The sequence below is a fragment of the Acinetobacter sp. S40 genome, from assembly GCF_016624705.1.
GTDB lineage: Bacteria > Pseudomonadota > Gammaproteobacteria > Pseudomonadales > Moraxellaceae > Acinetobacter.
This window is the reverse complement of sequence record NZ_JACVTU010000025.1, coordinates 1-13724: the sequence shown is the minus strand read 5'-3', so window position 1 is coordinate 13724 and position 13724 is coordinate 1. Positions and strand designations below refer to the sequence as shown.

Sequence of the window (13724 nt, the reverse complement as noted above, 5' to 3'; positions counted from 1 at the left end):
CCTTGCCAAGGTTGGGGTCGCGAGTTCGAGTCTCGTTTCCCGCTCCAGATTTTGAAAAGCCTCAATCAAAAGATTGGGGTTTTTTCTTTTTGATTTATAACAAATTATTTTCATCAATTACTAATATCAAAATGTAAAACTCAACAGAAATAACTACACAAGAAAACTATAGAAAGCTTTTTGGTGACCAAAAGTGACTTTTTAGTGACTTAATCTTTATATCTTTTAATGGTTTTTAATCTAATTTAGTAAAATTTAAGCTTATAAGAGTCCTGATGGCACTATTCGTGATTTTAATTTATTTTCGTTATAAATGTATATCAGACTGAGTTATATTTCAAGATAGTGACCAAATTTGGTCACCAAATTAATTTATAAATATCAAAAACTTATTTAAATTAAGGTTTGTATTTTAAGAGATCCCCTACCTCAATCTCTAATAGTGCACAAAGCTTTTCAAGTGTTTCAAAATCAATTCTAGTCGATTGACCATTATAAAGTTTATGTATTGTCGTTTTACTCATTCCAGTTGCTCTCACAACATCTGCGACTTTCATACGTCTTTCTGCCAAAAGTACAGGTAGATTGCAAACAATCATTAATTACCACCATTGTGTTAAAAAGTACTTGCATAATGAAATAAACACCTTTAATATCTCCTTTGTGATATTTAATATCATTATTGTGATACTTTATAAAAGGATACAAATATGAACTTAACCTATCTTACAACAAAAGAGTTGTCAGAACGAATTCACTACAATGAGCGAACCATCCGTAACCAATTAAAGGATAGCGTACTGATTGAAGGTATTCACTACATTCGCCCGTTTGGTGGAAGAAAAATTCTTTATGTCTGGGAGCGTATCGAAAAGGATATGACCACTACAAACATAGGCTCATTACATTCTCTTCAATTGCAATAGGAGAAACTGATTATGGCCAGTATTCGTGCTAGATATGGAAAACTGAATATAGATTTCCGTTATCTTAATATGCGCTGTCGTGAAACAACAGCATTAGAAGATACCCCTCAAAATCGTAAAAAACTTGAGAAAGTTATTGAGCGTATGGAAGCAGAAATATTATTAGGCATATTTGATTATGCTAAATACTTTCCTAAAAGTACGCGATTAAAAGACATCAAAGAAACTGAAAACAAGGTGAATGCTATTAGTTCTAAAACGCCTATGTTTTCAGAATACTGTGATATATGGTTTCAGGAAAAGGAAATCGAATGGCGAAATAGCTATAAAGGAAAGATCCGAACAGTAATTAGAAAGTACTTAATTCCTTATTTCGGCACTATACCTATTATTAATGTCAAGAAATCAGACATTCTCGGGTTCCGCACATCTCTCGCCAAAGTGACTTACGGAATTTCCCAAGAATGCCTTTCACCATCAAGAATCAATCAGATAATGATAGTACTTCGTATGATACTAGATAGCGCAGCAGAACGATACGACTTTGAAAGTTGTTATAAAAACATCAAAAACCTCAAACAAACAAAAGTCGAAGTCCACCCCTTCTCTTTAGAGCAAGTGCAACTGATCTTACAAACGGTACGGGATGATTTTAAGCCTTATTACACTATTCGTTTTTTTACGGGTATGCGTACCAGTGAGATTGATGGTTTACGTTGGGAGAATGTCAATCTACAACGACGTGAGATTTATGTTCGTGAAGCCTTAGTGAATGGTCAGTTGGGTGGCACGAAGACCTATGGTTCTAATCGAACTATTCAGATGAGTGATCGTGTGTTTCAGGCGTTCTTACAACAAAAGAGTCTGAATCATGGTAAATCAGAATTTGTGTTCTGTAATCGTTCAGGTGATCCTTTAGATTATCGTCTGGTCAATCGACGCATTTGGCATCCGCTATTGCGTTTTCTTAGGTTTAAAACACGTCCTGCGTATCAAACCCGACATACTGCTGCAACTTTATGGTTGTCTGCGGGTGAAAATCCAGAATGGATTGCTCGACAGTTGGGTCATTCGACCACTGAGATGTTATTTCGTGTCTATAGCCGTTATGTGCCCAATATCACCCGGCAGGATGGTAGTGCTTTTGAGGCTATGCTGAATAAGCTGAATCAGGAAGGAGTGGCATCATGAGTAAGTCTTTCTTTGGTGGTGTCGTGGTGAGTCTTGAGGCAGATATGGTTGCTCGTGAACTGATTCTAGAGTTACAGATTCCGAAACTGCATAACCTTGCTTTTCTGCTCAATATTAATCGCTGTTTTGACGATCATCAGGCACTCCGTTTATGGATTCAGAATCTCATTGATCGTGAAGAAGTTGCCGTTGATGATCTTCCTCGCTACGTCAGGCAAAAGCTCTCATACCTTATGGCTTAAAAATTCAATTGTTATCAGGTCATCTAAGGTGACCTTGTATCTCTTATCCCTTTTTAAAGGTGATCTTTATGAATAATAAAATTTCAATTTGGATGCCAGTTTATATTGGTGATTTACAAGCGAAGTTTGCTCGTTTGACCACGGAACAGATTGGTGCAACATTTCTGCTGATGATGGATTTTTGGAAAAATGGTGACATTCCGTTTGATCTATCAATCATTAGTAGTATTTCTAAGCTTAATCCAAGCAAATCTAAAGCATTAATCCATACGCTAGTTAGATTGGAATTATTTGAGCTAAGCTCAACGCATTTGACATCCACTTATATTTCTTCGTTAAAAGAACAAGCGACACAGAATCAGAAGATGAAGTCAGATAAAGCCAAATTGGCTGCTCAGGCACGTTGGAATAAGTCGTCAAGCAATGCTCAAGCATTACCTGAATCTGTGGTCAACAATGCTCATGAATATCAACTGAATTGCACCAGTACTGCTCAAGCAAAGCACAAGCGATCCCCTTCATCTTCATCTTCATCTTCATCTTCATCAATTGAAGCAGATGAGCAAAAACATCGTACAAACTGGATTTAGAAGATTTTATGAATACGTTGGTGAATTTATCGAAAATTCAGTTTCAAGTGACTGATCAGCTCTGCCTCATTCATCATGAACATATGACAGTGATAGGCGGTCATTTGATTTGTAAATCGTGTGCTAAGGAGAAAGTCGTAAATGCACAGGATCAGAATTTGGCTGAAATGCAAAAGTCTCTGCTGCAGCAACGAATTTCAAATGCAGGTTTAAAGAAACGATATGTCGATTGTGGCTTTAAAAACTTTGCTGTAATAAACCAAGCACAAGAAAATGCAGTGTATCGCTGTCAATGCTTCGCTGAGCAGCTTATTTCAGGTGAGATCTCGAACCTTTTATTATTTGGTTCATCAGGTACAGGTAAAACGCATCTCAGTGCTTCGATCATTCGTAATATTTTACATCGTAGTCTTCGCTCTGTAAGATATTTTACCAGTGCCGAAATTGCACAAAAGATGATGGATTCATGGTCAGATCATAGCTCTAGCGAAGATGAAATTATTCGGCAGTTAACGAGTTTTGATTTATTGGTGATTGATGAATATGGTCTACATGATCGCCATGAGAAACCTCTGGAAATGGTGCATAAAGTTTTATACAGTCGTTATGATCAAATGAAGTCAACCTTACTCATTTCTAACTTTCCTCTTGCTCAATTCGAAAAAGATGTAGGGACCAGACTTTGGTCTAGACTGCACGAAAATGGTTTGATGATTGTACCGTGTTATTGGGATGATTTTCGAAAAGGTGAGTAACCATAAGATTCATAAGTCAGAAATGTCCGCTATCATATTTTTAAGCGGACATTTCTATTTTGGGCTTATATTGCTGCTTCGCATAAGCTGTATTATGTTAATTTTAGAAATATTAAAAAATTAAGAAGAAAGGTTAAGCATATTGAATGTCAAATGAACTATTCAATCTTTGAAATATTCGTATAGCTGTAGTTTCAAAAGCTCCATCTGTAAGCTCAATACGAATTGGATTTGGATAAAGAGTTATTAAATCTTGTACAGAAGGTTTTTGAGTACCTGGAATACAGTTGATTAGTGTCATAAGAGTATCCGGACTAAATGAACTTGCACTTCTTGCTGTAAGAATTAAAGCAGGCATAATTAAACCTTTAAAAAAATTGATAAATTGAAAGCTATTAATATTATATCAGTTTAAATAAGTTTCATTGATGATATTCATTTAACATAATGGCGCTTATGCGAAGTCTAAAATCAAAAATTATTATTTTTCATAAACTTATTTATTTTACATAACACCAAAAAACACCAAAAATCCGCTTTGGAAACAATGCGGATTTTTTTTGACCGACTTTGTCACTTTTAGCCAATAAAATTGATTAAAAAATAATCAAAATTGCAATTTTTCCTGACAACTCAAGCGTCACACAACTGAAATAATCCACAAAATTTGCGGATAAATCTTGGGATAAAATCATGTACGTTTTGGCGTACAACCATTCAGGAAAATCACCAATAGTCATATCCGCACAGATTTCCTATGATGAAACCATAGAGAGCAGGATGCTCCATATAACAACAATAAGATCAGCGACAGGACGCGAGGGATGACAGGAGTTGATCCTAAGATGCAAATACGAAAAACCTCGACAGGATGTCGGGGTTTTTTATTGCCATTTGCAAAGTCATTCAATCAGTCTTAATATATAGATTATAATCTATATTTTGGTTGTAATATGTGGACAGTCATTACAACGGATCTGTTTAATGAATGGCTTGAACAGCAAGATGAATCAACACAAGAGAAAGTCTTGGCTGCATTAGTTGTTCTGCAACAGCAGAGACCAAGTTTAGGTCGTCCCTTAGTCGATACCGTCTACGACTCTAAATTTACCAATTTGAAGGAACTCCGTGTTCAGCATCGAGGTAAACCGTTAAGGGTACTTTTTGCATTTGATCCATTACGACAAGCCATTGTGCTGTGTATTGGTAATAAGAGTGGTAAAAAGCGTTTTTATACAGAGATGCTAGCTATTGCTGATGAGCAATACGAACTTCATCTCTCAACTTTAGGAGATCAATCAGATGGCTAAGACCCTACAAGAATTATTAGCTAGTCGCTCTCCAGAGAGCCAAGCTCGTATTCAACAAATGGCTGATGAGTTATTGCTAGAGAATCAGCTTTACCTTATTCGTGAAGAACTAGAAATTTCTCAAAAAGAATTGGCTGAAACCCTTGGTATTAAACAACCTTCACTTTCAGCTATCGAAAATCGTGGCAATGACCTTAAGATTTCAACAATGAAAAAGTATGTTGAAGCAATGGGTGGAAAACTTCGTATTGATGTAGAACTTCCAACAGGAAAACATATAGGATTCAATGTATAACTTGCTTCACCTACTCTATATTACCAAATAACAATTTGGCTTCATTGTGTAAGGTCTTTGGTACATGAAAAAAATTTATATTTGGCTAATTTTCACAGTATTGATAGGGCTTTTACCTATCATTGCTAGAATTACAGCTGTGAATATTTTTATTCTTAAAGATGTCGTTACTATAAGCCCTGTAGATATTATTGTATTTGGTATTGTCCTACATGTATCTATTCTAAATGAATTAAACAATCTTCAAAAAGATAATGAATGGAGGCTGATAGCAATCGGGATTTCTACCTTCTTTATTATTGGATATGTATTACTACTAAGTGCGGCAATTTGTAGTGAAAGCAAAAATTTAGCTATAAATATAGATCTACTATTAAGTGCATCTATATCTTTGGCAATTATTTCATTTATCCAATGCTTTGTAATTTTATATCACTATAGAAAAATAGAATTGGAGTATTAACCAAAATGAATACTTTAATACTTTACACTGCTATAATTTTGTTTTTATTAGGTTTAATTTTCTGTATTTGGTCTATATTTCATATCAGAAAAAAACACTATGATGACTATATTAAGAGGAAAAGATGAAGTTAAAAAATTTTATTTATCTCGATAAAGATAAGATGTACTCCATTTCTTCACAAATGTTCGAAGGAATTGCTCAAGAGTTACTAAAAGAAGAAACTCTTGAGAATCAAGATAGCGAAACCCAAGGTGGTCCTCTACTTAGTGGAAAAGTACTAGCTGATGTTGTAAAAAATACAACTAAATCAACTGAAAAAAAATTTTTACATGACTACTCATTTACTCTCTTTGAAAAAGAACTAAATGATAAACAAGTAATTTTAGATATTAGTGACTTAAACCAACAAGAAATTAGTGAAAAAATAGAAAGTTATTCTTTTATCAAAATCACCAAAGAAGTCACATTCAACGATCATCTCAAACTTCAAGATTTTTTCTCAAAATTTAATCAATTTGGTACAGCTATTAGTCGAATGGTAATCTTTAGTGACCGACAAAAATTAGAAGGTTTAGGGAAACAAAGAAGGGATCAATATATAAAAGAAAAAGAAAGTGAACATCATCAAGACCCTAAGTTTTTAGAAAGCTTTGTTTTATTATCTAAACAAGGTTTTAATGATAATTTTGAAGTATCTCAAACTGTTGATAACTTATTAATCACCTCTTACTTAAATAGAGATTATTTAAGAGAAAGTGAAAATATTTTAATTAGAAAATATTCTAGAAAAACAAATGTTAAGGTAAGTATTATTGGAACAGTTTCCCAATACTTGATGTCAAATAATGCAATACCAAAAGAAGATTTCGATGGTGATCTAAGCGCTCATATGCGAAATATGTTCGAACATTTAGCTAATGTAGAATATTCAATTTCTGGAAAATCAGATAATGAAATAGTTATAGATCCAATAGCAGCATATATAGAATTATAAGGATACAAAGCCATGGACGGCTTTTTATTTAACATAAAATCTCTTATGCGCAGTTGAGCTATCTAAGACCAAATCTTTCTAGTTCAGCAGGATTGAATGTTTCATCAAACATATGGTGATCCCGTTTGGCTGTTTTGAGTGCAGTAAGCGTATAAAAAAAGCAGCTTTCACAAAGCTGAACTTCGTAACGCTCACCATCGTGTTTTGATCCATATCCCCAATGGGCCTTCAAAGTACCAAATTCTAAAGTAGTAGCTTGGTCGCAGACATCACATAGAACATCAACAGTCACTTCCTTTAATTGTGCCGCTTCAAATTCCATTAATAATCTCCAGAGTGATTTACTATGAAAATTAGAGCCCTACGATGTCAACGTAGTGCTCTAAACAGCTTATTCCAAATTAGATTTGCGATAATACTGATGCTTTCTTTTTGAATTATGCTTCCAACTTTTAGCAACGTCATAAACATAGGTTGGTAAATCATCCCAATCATCAGGCAGGCCCGAACCACGTGCGACACGAAGTTTAAGCGGAAAGTCCTTGTATTCAATACGATGCAGACAATAAAAGCTACGCTCTTGATAAGTGCTAAATTTTTTAAATACAGAACTTCTAACATTGGGATAAATTTCCCAAAAATAGTCATAACGTGTGCTGTGTATAGATTTCCTATACTGATATTTCAGTTTTTTCATTGTTCCTCCTAGGTGACATTACCTAGAAGGGATCCTCTGCAAAATAGTACATCGTCTTTCATTCTACGAATTACAAATTTATATTTAAAAGTACCACAAAGTAGTATAAAATCAACTACTACAAGGTAGTATAAACATAAGCAATGTATACAATATGTGAAACCCCTTTATTTACCAAATACTGTCTTGTTTATTGGACTCAGGAAGAATATGAGGAATTTAAAACATTCTTGGCATTAAATCCTGACGCTGGGGATGTCGAACCCAATTCGGGTGGCATTCGTAAGATCAGATGGACTAGCGGTGGTCGAGGCAAAAGTGGTGGTGTGAGAGTCATCTACTTTAATCGTTTAACAAATGGAGAGATTTGGTTATTAACCTTGTACAGTAAAAAGCAAACGGTACAGCTTAGTAAGAAAACCCTTCAAGCATTGGTGGAGAAATTAAATGACTCGTTTAATGACTGAAAAAGAACTGGAAGCTTTTGAAGCAACTAGAGATATTGAAGCTGAAATCTTACAAGGCATTGATGATATGCTTGCCAATAATGCCGCGAAAAGAACATTAATTACTGAAACAGATGTGGCATTAGCTCGTAGAAAGGCTCAACTCACACAAGATCAATTTGCCAAAATTCTTGGTGTATCAAGACGAACCCTTGAATCATGGGAACAAGGTGTGAGACGACCATCGGGAGCAGCAACATCACTGATTCGCTTGTTTATTGTTGATCCAAAATTTGTAAAAGAAAGTCTGGCTTAATTTCTCTAGCTTTCGTAAAAACAATAAAAAAACCCCGACATCCTGTCGGGGTTTTTCGTATTTGGTGCTTAAGCGTGACTCCTGTCTAGCTTCACGATCCTGGTGTCTGACTTATGATTATTGTTTTAGGTCTTCGAACATCCTGTTCTTGATGAGTCCATGATAGGAAATCGAGTGTCGCCTGCCTATTGGAGAATGTCTTGAATGGCTGTAAGCCAGAACGTAGAGTGAAAGGACCAAAAAATTATCCCAAGAATTGTCCGCAGAAAATGGGGATAAATTCAGAAAAGGAAGCCTTAAGAAATCGGAAAAAGTTGCGATTTTGACTATTTTTTAACCAATCTTATTGGCAGAATATGACAAAAGCGTTTAAAAAAACGCCGAGATGTGTCGAATTCGGCGTTTTGATGAGTTTTTGGATGATTTAACATACCTAAGTTATTGATATTAATAAACTTATAAAAGACGATTTCGGATAACGCCCATTATGTTAAATTTTACTTTTTTACTTGGTTAATTTGAGGGAGTGTTCTCCTTGAATTAGGAGCTAAGAATGAACGAAATATGCACATCGTGTTTTGAAAATCATGGCATAAAAGAAACTGCTCTGAGAGTTATTAATAAACAAGCTGATCAAGTAGTCTGTAAGAGCTGCTTAAAAAATGGATACGCCTTATCCAGTGAAGAGTTGCTTATTATTATGAATCAATTTTTTGTTATGGGCTCAATTCCGCCAGAGGTAGCTGGTCCCGCACCCATATTCCAATTCAATGAATATAAATATCCAGGAGATGTGCAATTTCTCACAGAGTTAGATGCGGACCTCAAAAAAATCACTGATGCAACTAGAGTGGGCCTTTTTAACTACGGTCCCCCGTTATGGCGTTTAGGATATACCAACCATTACCAGTTGCTAGTATTTGATAATGTGCAAGGTAAAGACAGAGATAACATATGGCAGGCTATTATTAGCTGCTGTACTGAAGAAATCCTTAATGTTGGGTATTGTATTTATCGGGTTCGGACTGGTGAAAATTTACCGCCAGCAAATTCGTCAGAGTTCGATACTCCACCACAGGAGTACACTAAAAACGGTCGATTTAATTCAGAATCAACACAAATATTTTATGGTGCTAGTGACATTGAAACATGTCTTCATGAGACTAGAGCCTCATTATCAGATTACATTATGCTAGCAAAATTTAGCGTAGAAAAGCCACTAAAGGTTCTCAATCTATCTCGTACTAATGAGAGTAAGGCTAGTACAGAGTTTGACAGAGTTGACCTAATGCTTCAAAGGTTATCTTATGTAGGAAAAGACGAATATAGTCTTTGCCAAGAACTCTCTCGAGAAATAAAGTTGCGTGGATATGATGGCTTTATTACAAATAGTTATTTTGGGCAGGCTCACAAGAAAGAGCTTTTAAATATTTCATTATTTGGGTATCCCGTAGCAGAAAAAAAGCTCAAAATAACATCGACTAACAACCTCAAAATAACGTCCATAGCATATGAGTATTCATACGGTCCAGTTAATGATAACCACGCATTAGATAAATCAAAGTTAAAACTGTTAGGCGAAAAAATGTCGGATATAGTATTGGATAGTGAGGCTAGCTTTGATGACGTGAATAAGCTAATGGATGAATTAAAATCACTGGTAAGTTGTAGAAGTAATAAGCCTATTTGATGCTTATGCTGAAATAGCAAAAGACTTCGACTTGGGAGATTCTAGGCGGTCAATTTCAGTATTTGTATTTCCTAGAAGCTTTCAATCGGAGTATTATAGATACTTTGATTAGGTTCTAATATAATTTCGCTAGATATAAATAGTATCTCTATTTTCTTTCTCATTTTATAAAATTATGAATAATTTCTGGACTATATTTTTTACAATAACAGGCTGGATTATAGGTATAGTATCAATCCTTTATGCCTATTTTTCAGGAAAAAAGAGTGATGAAAAATTTGCTAATGTTCTTGATAAATTAGCTTCTCAACCTATAGAACTTTTGGCCATTCTTAGCTCACCAAATGAAAACAAAGTTGTTGAATTGTATGATTTTCAAAATAGGGTTAATGAACCTTATGTTTTATCTAAGTTTGATATAGATAATGATGGTGAAGATGAAATTTTTATACAATCAGGTGCAGGCCCATATAGTTGTAGATTAGAAATATATAATTATATAAAAGATCCAGATCAACAAACACTTCAATTAATGGATACAGTCGTAGTTAGTACTATGGCAGGATACATTTTCAATGATATTGATAATGATGGGATACTAGAGATTATAACAAACGATAACTCTATTAGGGCTGATAAACCTTATGTCCTAGGTTTTAGAGATAGAGTAATTTTCAAATTTATAGATAAAAAGATTCGAGAAATATCACGTTTAGAGCTATATACAGAACAGGAAATGAAATCAAGGCTAGAAGCATTTGAAAAAGAGAATTTTAGTTAAAACCCAAAGTAATGCAATGCCGAAAAAAAGTTAAAATATAAACCATCTATCTTTTTTGAAAATTTAAAGTAATGACAATAGGTGATAAAAAATTTCCAGTAGCTTTCAAAAGCTACTGTAGGACTCTTAACTTAGCAGTTAAAATTTCTCGCTTGGGTGCAGGACGATATGGTCAAGAGGATAAAGTAGTTTGGGCCTCTATTCTTTTTACTAAATTATGCACGACTGGTAGAAGCTTAAGAAAGCTACTAGATCACGATGTCTCAAAAGAATACAAATCTGATTGGGATTATGCATCTGCTTTTAGCCTTACAAGAAATTTAATGGAATGTTATCAAACACTTTTTTATTTATGTTTTGACAATGTATCTGAAGAAGAATTAAAAGCACGAAAAGCTCTATTTAATGTACATGATTATTATTCTCGTAAACAGTTTTTCTCATTTGTATCAGAGATTCATAATATACAGAAAGAAGATTTTGAAATTGAAAAACTAGTTTTAGATCAACTTGAAAATTCTATTTTTTTTAAAAGTTTAGATGAAAAAGACAGAGGTAAATATTTGAAAGGTAAAAATGCCTTTTTTATAAGTAGAGAAGATATCGAAGAGCGAGAGGGAATGAATAAAAATGATTTCAGGTACTGGTATAAACTCCTGTCCTCAAATGTTCATTCTTTCCCAATGGGTTTTTTTAGGATGATTGATGGAGATCGAGGAACAGGAGTTCATTCAGAGGTTGAAGAAAAATACAGTGCAGTGGCTTTAGAACTTGCTGAAAGTTATTTAGTTCGTGGCTGTTACAACATGCTAAGCTTTTTTCCAGATATCTTGGAAAAAATGAGTCCTCAGGAAAAAAAATTACTCTATATTGAATGACACAAAATCTCGAACACTACCGATTAATTCTTAGTTTTTCTAAAATTAAGATAATACAGCTTATGCGAAGTCAATTTTATAATTTTAATTAAATCAATTACTTATGCAATAACAAGCAGTCCAATCCTACCTGTTTGGACTTTTTTTATGGATTTTTCTCGTTCCACGGTTATTCTTTGACCATTGTTCCACGAATTTAATTATCTTCAAATTATAAAGTTTAATCTTACTTGCACTACGGCACTGTTTATTCTTTCATTGATAGGTTTTATACTGATTATTCAATCATTCACTACACCTATTAATGTCAGATCAACCTTTATCGCTTAACGAATATCTTGCATCTGTCAAAGAGATCATTCAGTTAACCTTTGAGGAACCTGTTTGGGTAAAGGCAGAGATCCGCAATCTCATGATTAAAGGGGGTCACTATTACCTAGAGCTTGCAGAAAAGGAACAAGACACAGATAAAATTATCGCAAGCTGCAAAGCCACCATTTGGAAGTTTACTGCTTTAAAAATCGTTTTAAAGTTTGAACGTGAAAGTGGCATTGAACTATCAAAAGATTTAAATGTACTGATCAGAATCAAAGCACGTTTTGATCCTCAGTATGGATTTTCAGTGAATGTTGAAGAAATTGATTCAAATTATACCTTGGGAGATATTGCCAAGCGCTATCAGCAAATTCTTGAACGACTAAGCAAAGAAGGATTACTTCATAAAAATAAGATACTGGCGTCCCCATTTGACATTCAAAATGTTTTAGTTATCGCGCCGCTAAATGCAGCAGGTCTTGGTGATTTTAGAAAAGATGCCGATGTACTGGATCAAGCAGGCGTATGTCATTTCGTCTATCATAGTGCAACTTTTCAGGGTAATACGGCTGCACTAAGTATTATTGAGTCACTCAGTTCAGGCTTAAAACAATGGGCTCAAGATTTTGATGCTCCCCCTGATCTGATCGTCATTATTCGCGGTGGCGGTGCAGTGAATGATTTAGCCTATCTGAATAACTACGATCTAGCAGCCCTACTATGTAAACGATCAGTTCCAATCTGGGTGGGTATCGGCCATGAAAAAGATAGGACAATTCTTGATGAAATTGCACATCGTTCTTTTGATACACCGAGTAAAGTAATTGGCGGGATTCGCAATCTGATTCTAGAAAGAGTACGTGAAGCAATAAACAGCTTGCAGACCATCAAATTGTGGTCACAACATCAGATCAGTGCATATCAAAGTCAAAATGATCAGTACATCAGTATGATCAAAACACTGACGATTAATCGTGTAATAGATGCAAAAAAAAGTATTGATACATTCAGAGATAGTACGCATTACTTTGCTCAGTCCCAGCTTAAACTCGCATCGTCTCATGTTGAAGGTCTCATTCGAGAAACTCTTATTCAAAACCCAAAACATGTACTGAGTAAAGGTTATGCAATTGTCCGCAGCAATCATCAGGCCATTTGGTCCATTCAACAGATTTCTGATGCTTCCATTGAGGTTGAACTTCAAGATGGATTTATTCAAGCAGATATAAAAAAGGTAATTCCACATGACTAAAAAAGAACTTTCGTTTAAGGACGGCTACGACATTTTGAAGAAAAATGCTGAACTTCTTGAATCACAGGAAGAACCAGACATTGATAACTTGATGAAGATCGTCGAAGAATCTATGGAGGCATACAAAGCCTGTAAATCAAGAATTGATACAGTTCAACAGGCTTTGAACGAAACATTTAATAACTCTTAAAATCTTTATCTATTCATTATGAAATACAAATTAAACTCAACTTTGGTTGCAACCTGTGACGGTACATAGTTCAATCCTACCGACAATACCAATGGCAGCAATAAGGTGAAGTATCAATTTTTTTCATCTGATTCTTATCCTTATTGATCATCGACTTTAAACCAGTACGAATATTCCTTTGGCTGACCATCCACCAGAACATTGCTGAGTTTGACATCGTATATCACGTTCAATTTCAAATCGTCAAAGTTAAACTGGATATGGTTGGGAACTCCGATATTTTCATAGCGGATATTACTGATCTTTTGTTTAGCCCCACTACTTCGTTCTGTGACGACTACAGTGGCTTTGGCGTAGTCCACATTTCGATTAGCAAAAAAATTCTTTTGA

Annotated in this window: 21 protein-coding genes and 1 pseudogene; 16 read left to right on the top strand and 6 right to left on the bottom strand. The window is 34.7% G+C overall.

Annotation, left to right across the window (positions count from 1 at the left end; genetic code table 11):
• Nucleotides 1-398: 398 nt before the first annotated feature.
• Nucleotides 399-599, bottom strand: a complete 201-nt coding sequence (locus IAE19_RS16320; protein WP_151726429.1) for a helix-turn-helix domain-containing protein — start codon at nt 597-599, stop codon at nt 399-401.
• 111 nt (nt 600-710) lie between these two features.
• Between IAE19_RS16320 and IAE19_RS16315 the strand changes: the two genes are divergently transcribed.
• The 5 genes from IAE19_RS16315 to IAE19_RS16295 all read left to right on the top strand — a co-directional run bounded on the left by IAE19_RS16315 (nt 711) and on the right by IAE19_RS16295 (nt 3704).
• Entirely contained in the window at nt 711-926 is a 216-nt protein-coding gene (locus tag IAE19_RS16315; RefSeq protein WP_200461955.1) for a hypothetical protein, read from the top strand.
• A 12-nt stretch (nt 927-938) separates the two neighbouring features.
• Complete coding sequence (locus IAE19_RS16310; RefSeq protein WP_200461954.1) at nt 939-2117, top strand: Arm DNA-binding domain-containing protein; 1179 nt, start codon at nt 939-941, stop codon at nt 2115-2117.
• A complete protein-coding gene (locus IAE19_RS16305; protein WP_227612311.1) occupies nt 2114-2359 on the top strand; it encodes a hypothetical protein in 246 nt (81 codons plus the stop codon). Before IAE19_RS16310 ends, IAE19_RS16305 begins: the two co-directional genes overlap by 4 nt.
• A gap of 68 nt (nt 2360-2427) precedes the next feature.
• A complete protein-coding gene (locus IAE19_RS16300) occupies nt 2428-2949 on the top strand; it encodes a DUF1376 domain-containing protein (protein WP_200461953.1) in 522 nt (173 codons plus the stop codon).
• An 8-nt stretch (nt 2950-2957) separates the two neighbouring features.
• Nucleotides 2958-3704 (top strand): ATP-binding protein, encoded by a 747-nt coding sequence (locus tag IAE19_RS16295; protein WP_200461952.1) that lies wholly within the window; start codon nt 2958-2960, stop codon nt 3702-3704.
• Between the two features lie 133 nt (nt 3705-3837).
• Here the strand turns inward: IAE19_RS16295 and IAE19_RS16290 are convergent, their stop codons facing one another.
• On the bottom strand, nt 3838-4062 hold the full coding sequence (locus IAE19_RS16290; protein ID WP_200461951.1) for a hypothetical protein: 225 nt from the start codon (nt 4060-4062) through the stop codon (nt 3838-3840).
• 238 nt (nt 4063-4300) lie between these two features.
• On the bottom strand, nt 4301-4444 hold the full coding sequence (locus IAE19_RS16285) for a hypothetical protein (RefSeq protein WP_200461957.1): 144 nt from the start codon (nt 4442-4444) through the stop codon (nt 4301-4303).
• A 213-nt stretch (nt 4445-4657) separates the two neighbouring features.
• On the opposite strand from IAE19_RS16285, the gene IAE19_RS16280 reads away from it, so the two are divergent.
• The 4 genes from IAE19_RS16280 (at nt 4658) to IAE19_RS16265 (ending at nt 6769) form a co-directional block, all read left to right on the top strand.
• Entirely contained in the window at nt 4658-5014 is a 357-nt protein-coding gene (locus IAE19_RS16280; protein WP_200461950.1) for a type II toxin-antitoxin system RelE/ParE family toxin, read from the top strand.
• The gene (locus tag IAE19_RS16275) at nt 5007-5309 is read left to right on the top strand and encodes a helix-turn-helix domain-containing protein (RefSeq protein WP_004780009.1); all 303 of its coding nucleotides are present in this window, start codon (nt 5007-5009) and stop codon (nt 5307-5309) included. Before IAE19_RS16280 ends, IAE19_RS16275 begins: the two co-directional genes overlap by 8 nt.
• Before the next feature lie 64 nt (nt 5310-5373).
• Complete coding sequence (locus IAE19_RS16270) at nt 5374-5772, top strand: hypothetical protein (RefSeq protein ID WP_200461949.1); 399 nt, start codon at nt 5374-5376, stop codon at nt 5770-5772.
• A 124-nt stretch (nt 5773-5896) separates the two neighbouring features.
• Nucleotides 5897-6769 carry a hypothetical protein gene (locus tag IAE19_RS16265; RefSeq protein ID WP_200461948.1) on the top strand — a complete coding sequence of 291 codons (873 nt, stop codon included), beginning with the start codon at nt 5897-5899 and terminating at the stop codon, nt 6767-6769.
• Nucleotides 6770-6827: 58 nt separating this feature from the next.
• Here IAE19_RS16265 and IAE19_RS16260 read toward each other — a convergent pair whose 3' ends face one another.
• The gene (locus IAE19_RS16260) at nt 6828-7091 is read right to left on the bottom strand and encodes a hypothetical protein (protein ID WP_200461947.1); all 264 of its coding nucleotides are present in this window, start codon (nt 7089-7091) and stop codon (nt 6828-6830) included.
• Nucleotides 7092-7160: 69 nt separating this feature from the next.
• Complete coding sequence (locus IAE19_RS16255) at nt 7161-7466, bottom strand: hypothetical protein (protein WP_200461946.1); 306 nt, start codon at nt 7464-7466, stop codon at nt 7161-7163.
• Nucleotides 7467-7609: 143 nt separating this feature from the next.
• Between IAE19_RS16255 and IAE19_RS16250 the strand changes: the two genes are divergently transcribed.
• From IAE19_RS16250 to xseB, 7 genes are all read left to right on the top strand, one after another.
• Entirely contained in the window at nt 7610-7933 is a 324-nt protein-coding gene (locus IAE19_RS16250; RefSeq protein ID WP_004999436.1) for a hypothetical protein, read from the top strand.
• Nucleotides 7914-8228, top strand: a complete 315-nt coding sequence (locus tag IAE19_RS16245; RefSeq protein WP_200461945.1) for a helix-turn-helix domain-containing protein — start codon at nt 7914-7916, stop codon at nt 8226-8228. The genes IAE19_RS16250 and IAE19_RS16245 overlap by 20 nt, the downstream gene beginning before the upstream one ends.
• A gap of 553 nt (nt 8229-8781) precedes the next feature.
• A complete protein-coding gene (locus IAE19_RS16240; RefSeq protein WP_200461944.1) occupies nt 8782-9918 on the top strand; it encodes an RES family NAD+ phosphorylase in 1137 nt (378 codons plus the stop codon).
• A gap of 175 nt (nt 9919-10093) precedes the next feature.
• Nucleotides 10094-10699, top strand: coding sequence for an FG-GAP repeat domain-containing protein (locus IAE19_RS16235; RefSeq protein WP_200461943.1), 606 nt, complete (start codon nt 10094-10096; stop codon nt 10697-10699).
• A gap of 71 nt (nt 10700-10770) precedes the next feature.
• Nucleotides 10771-11577, top strand: coding sequence for a DUF5677 domain-containing protein (locus tag IAE19_RS16230; RefSeq protein ID WP_200461942.1), 807 nt, complete (start codon nt 10771-10773; stop codon nt 11575-11577).
• A gap of 304 nt (nt 11578-11881) precedes the next feature.
• On the top strand, nt 11882-13144 hold the full coding sequence (gene xseA / locus IAE19_RS16225; protein ID WP_200461941.1) for an exodeoxyribonuclease VII large subunit: 1263 nt from the start codon (nt 11882-11884) through the stop codon (nt 13142-13144).
• Nucleotides 13137-13334: an exodeoxyribonuclease VII small subunit gene (xseB, locus tag IAE19_RS16220; protein WP_200461940.1), complete on the top strand. Its 198-nt coding sequence runs from the start codon at nt 13137-13139 to the stop codon at nt 13332-13334. The genes xseA and xseB overlap by 8 nt, the downstream gene beginning before the upstream one ends.
• Before the next feature lie 140 nt (nt 13335-13474).
• On the opposite strand, the pseudogene IAE19_RS16215 reads toward xseB, so the two are convergent.
• Nucleotides 13475-13724: pseudogene (locus IAE19_RS16215) on the bottom strand (CAP domain-containing protein); the annotation flags it as partial.

Excerpts from the sequence above, each read along its gene's own strand:
- IAE19_RS16250 (WP_004999436.1), top strand. The coding sequence starts at position 7,610 with ATGTATACAATATGTGAAACCCCTTTATTTACCAAATACTGTCTTGTT.
- IAE19_RS16295 (WP_200461952.1), top strand. The coding sequence starts at position 2,958 with ATGAATACGTTGGTGAATTTATCGAAAATTCAGTTTCAAGTGACTGAT.
- IAE19_RS16290 (WP_200461951.1), bottom strand. The coding sequence starts at position 4,062 with ATGCCTGCTTTAATTCTTACAGCAAGAAGTGCAAGTTCATTTAGTCCG.
- IAE19_RS16270 (WP_200461949.1), top strand. The coding sequence starts at position 5,374 with ATGAAAAAAATTTATATTTGGCTAATTTTCACAGTATTGATAGGGCTT.
- IAE19_RS16300 (WP_200461953.1), top strand. The coding sequence starts at position 2,428 with ATGAATAATAAAATTTCAATTTGGATGCCAGTTTATATTGGTGATTTA.
- IAE19_RS16275 (WP_004780009.1), top strand. The coding sequence starts at position 5,007 with ATGGCTAAGACCCTACAAGAATTATTAGCTAGTCGCTCTCCAGAGAGC.
- IAE19_RS16245 (WP_200461945.1), top strand. The coding sequence starts at position 7,914 with ATGACTCGTTTAATGACTGAAAAAGAACTGGAAGCTTTTGAAGCAACT.
- IAE19_RS16265 (WP_200461948.1), top strand. The coding sequence starts at position 5,897 with ATGAAGTTAAAAAATTTTATTTATCTCGATAAAGATAAGATGTACTCC.
- IAE19_RS16240 (WP_200461944.1), top strand. The coding sequence starts at position 8,782 with ATGAACGAAATATGCACATCGTGTTTTGAAAATCATGGCATAAAAGAA.
- IAE19_RS16310 (WP_200461954.1), top strand. The coding sequence starts at position 939 with ATGGCCAGTATTCGTGCTAGATATGGAAAACTGAATATAGATTTCCGT.
- xseA (WP_200461941.1), top strand. The coding sequence starts at position 11,882 with ATGTCAGATCAACCTTTATCGCTTAACGAATATCTTGCATCTGTCAAA.
- IAE19_RS16235 (WP_200461943.1), top strand. The coding sequence starts at position 10,094 with ATGAATAATTTCTGGACTATATTTTTTACAATAACAGGCTGGATTATA.
- IAE19_RS16315 (WP_200461955.1), top strand. The coding sequence starts at position 711 with ATGAACTTAACCTATCTTACAACAAAAGAGTTGTCAGAACGAATTCAC.
- IAE19_RS16305 (WP_227612311.1), top strand. The coding sequence starts at position 2,114 with ATGAGTAAGTCTTTCTTTGGTGGTGTCGTGGTGAGTCTTGAGGCAGAT.
- IAE19_RS16260 (WP_200461947.1), bottom strand. The coding sequence starts at position 7,091 with ATGGAATTTGAAGCGGCACAATTAAAGGAAGTGACTGTTGATGTTCTA.
- IAE19_RS16280 (WP_200461950.1), top strand. The coding sequence starts at position 4,658 with ATGTGGACAGTCATTACAACGGATCTGTTTAATGAATGGCTTGAACAG.
- IAE19_RS16230 (WP_200461942.1), top strand. The coding sequence starts at position 10,771 with ATGACAATAGGTGATAAAAAATTTCCAGTAGCTTTCAAAAGCTACTGT.
- IAE19_RS16285 (WP_200461957.1), bottom strand. The coding sequence starts at position 4,444 with ATGACTATTGGTGATTTTCCTGAATGGTTGTACGCCAAAACGTACATG.
- IAE19_RS16320 (WP_151726429.1), bottom strand. The coding sequence starts at position 599 with ATGATTGTTTGCAATCTACCTGTACTTTTGGCAGAAAGACGTATGAAA.
- IAE19_RS16255 (WP_200461946.1), bottom strand. The coding sequence starts at position 7,466 with ATGAAAAAACTGAAATATCAGTATAGGAAATCTATACACAGCACACGT.
- xseB (WP_200461940.1), top strand. The coding sequence starts at position 13,137 with ATGACTAAAAAAGAACTTTCGTTTAAGGACGGCTACGACATTTTGAAG.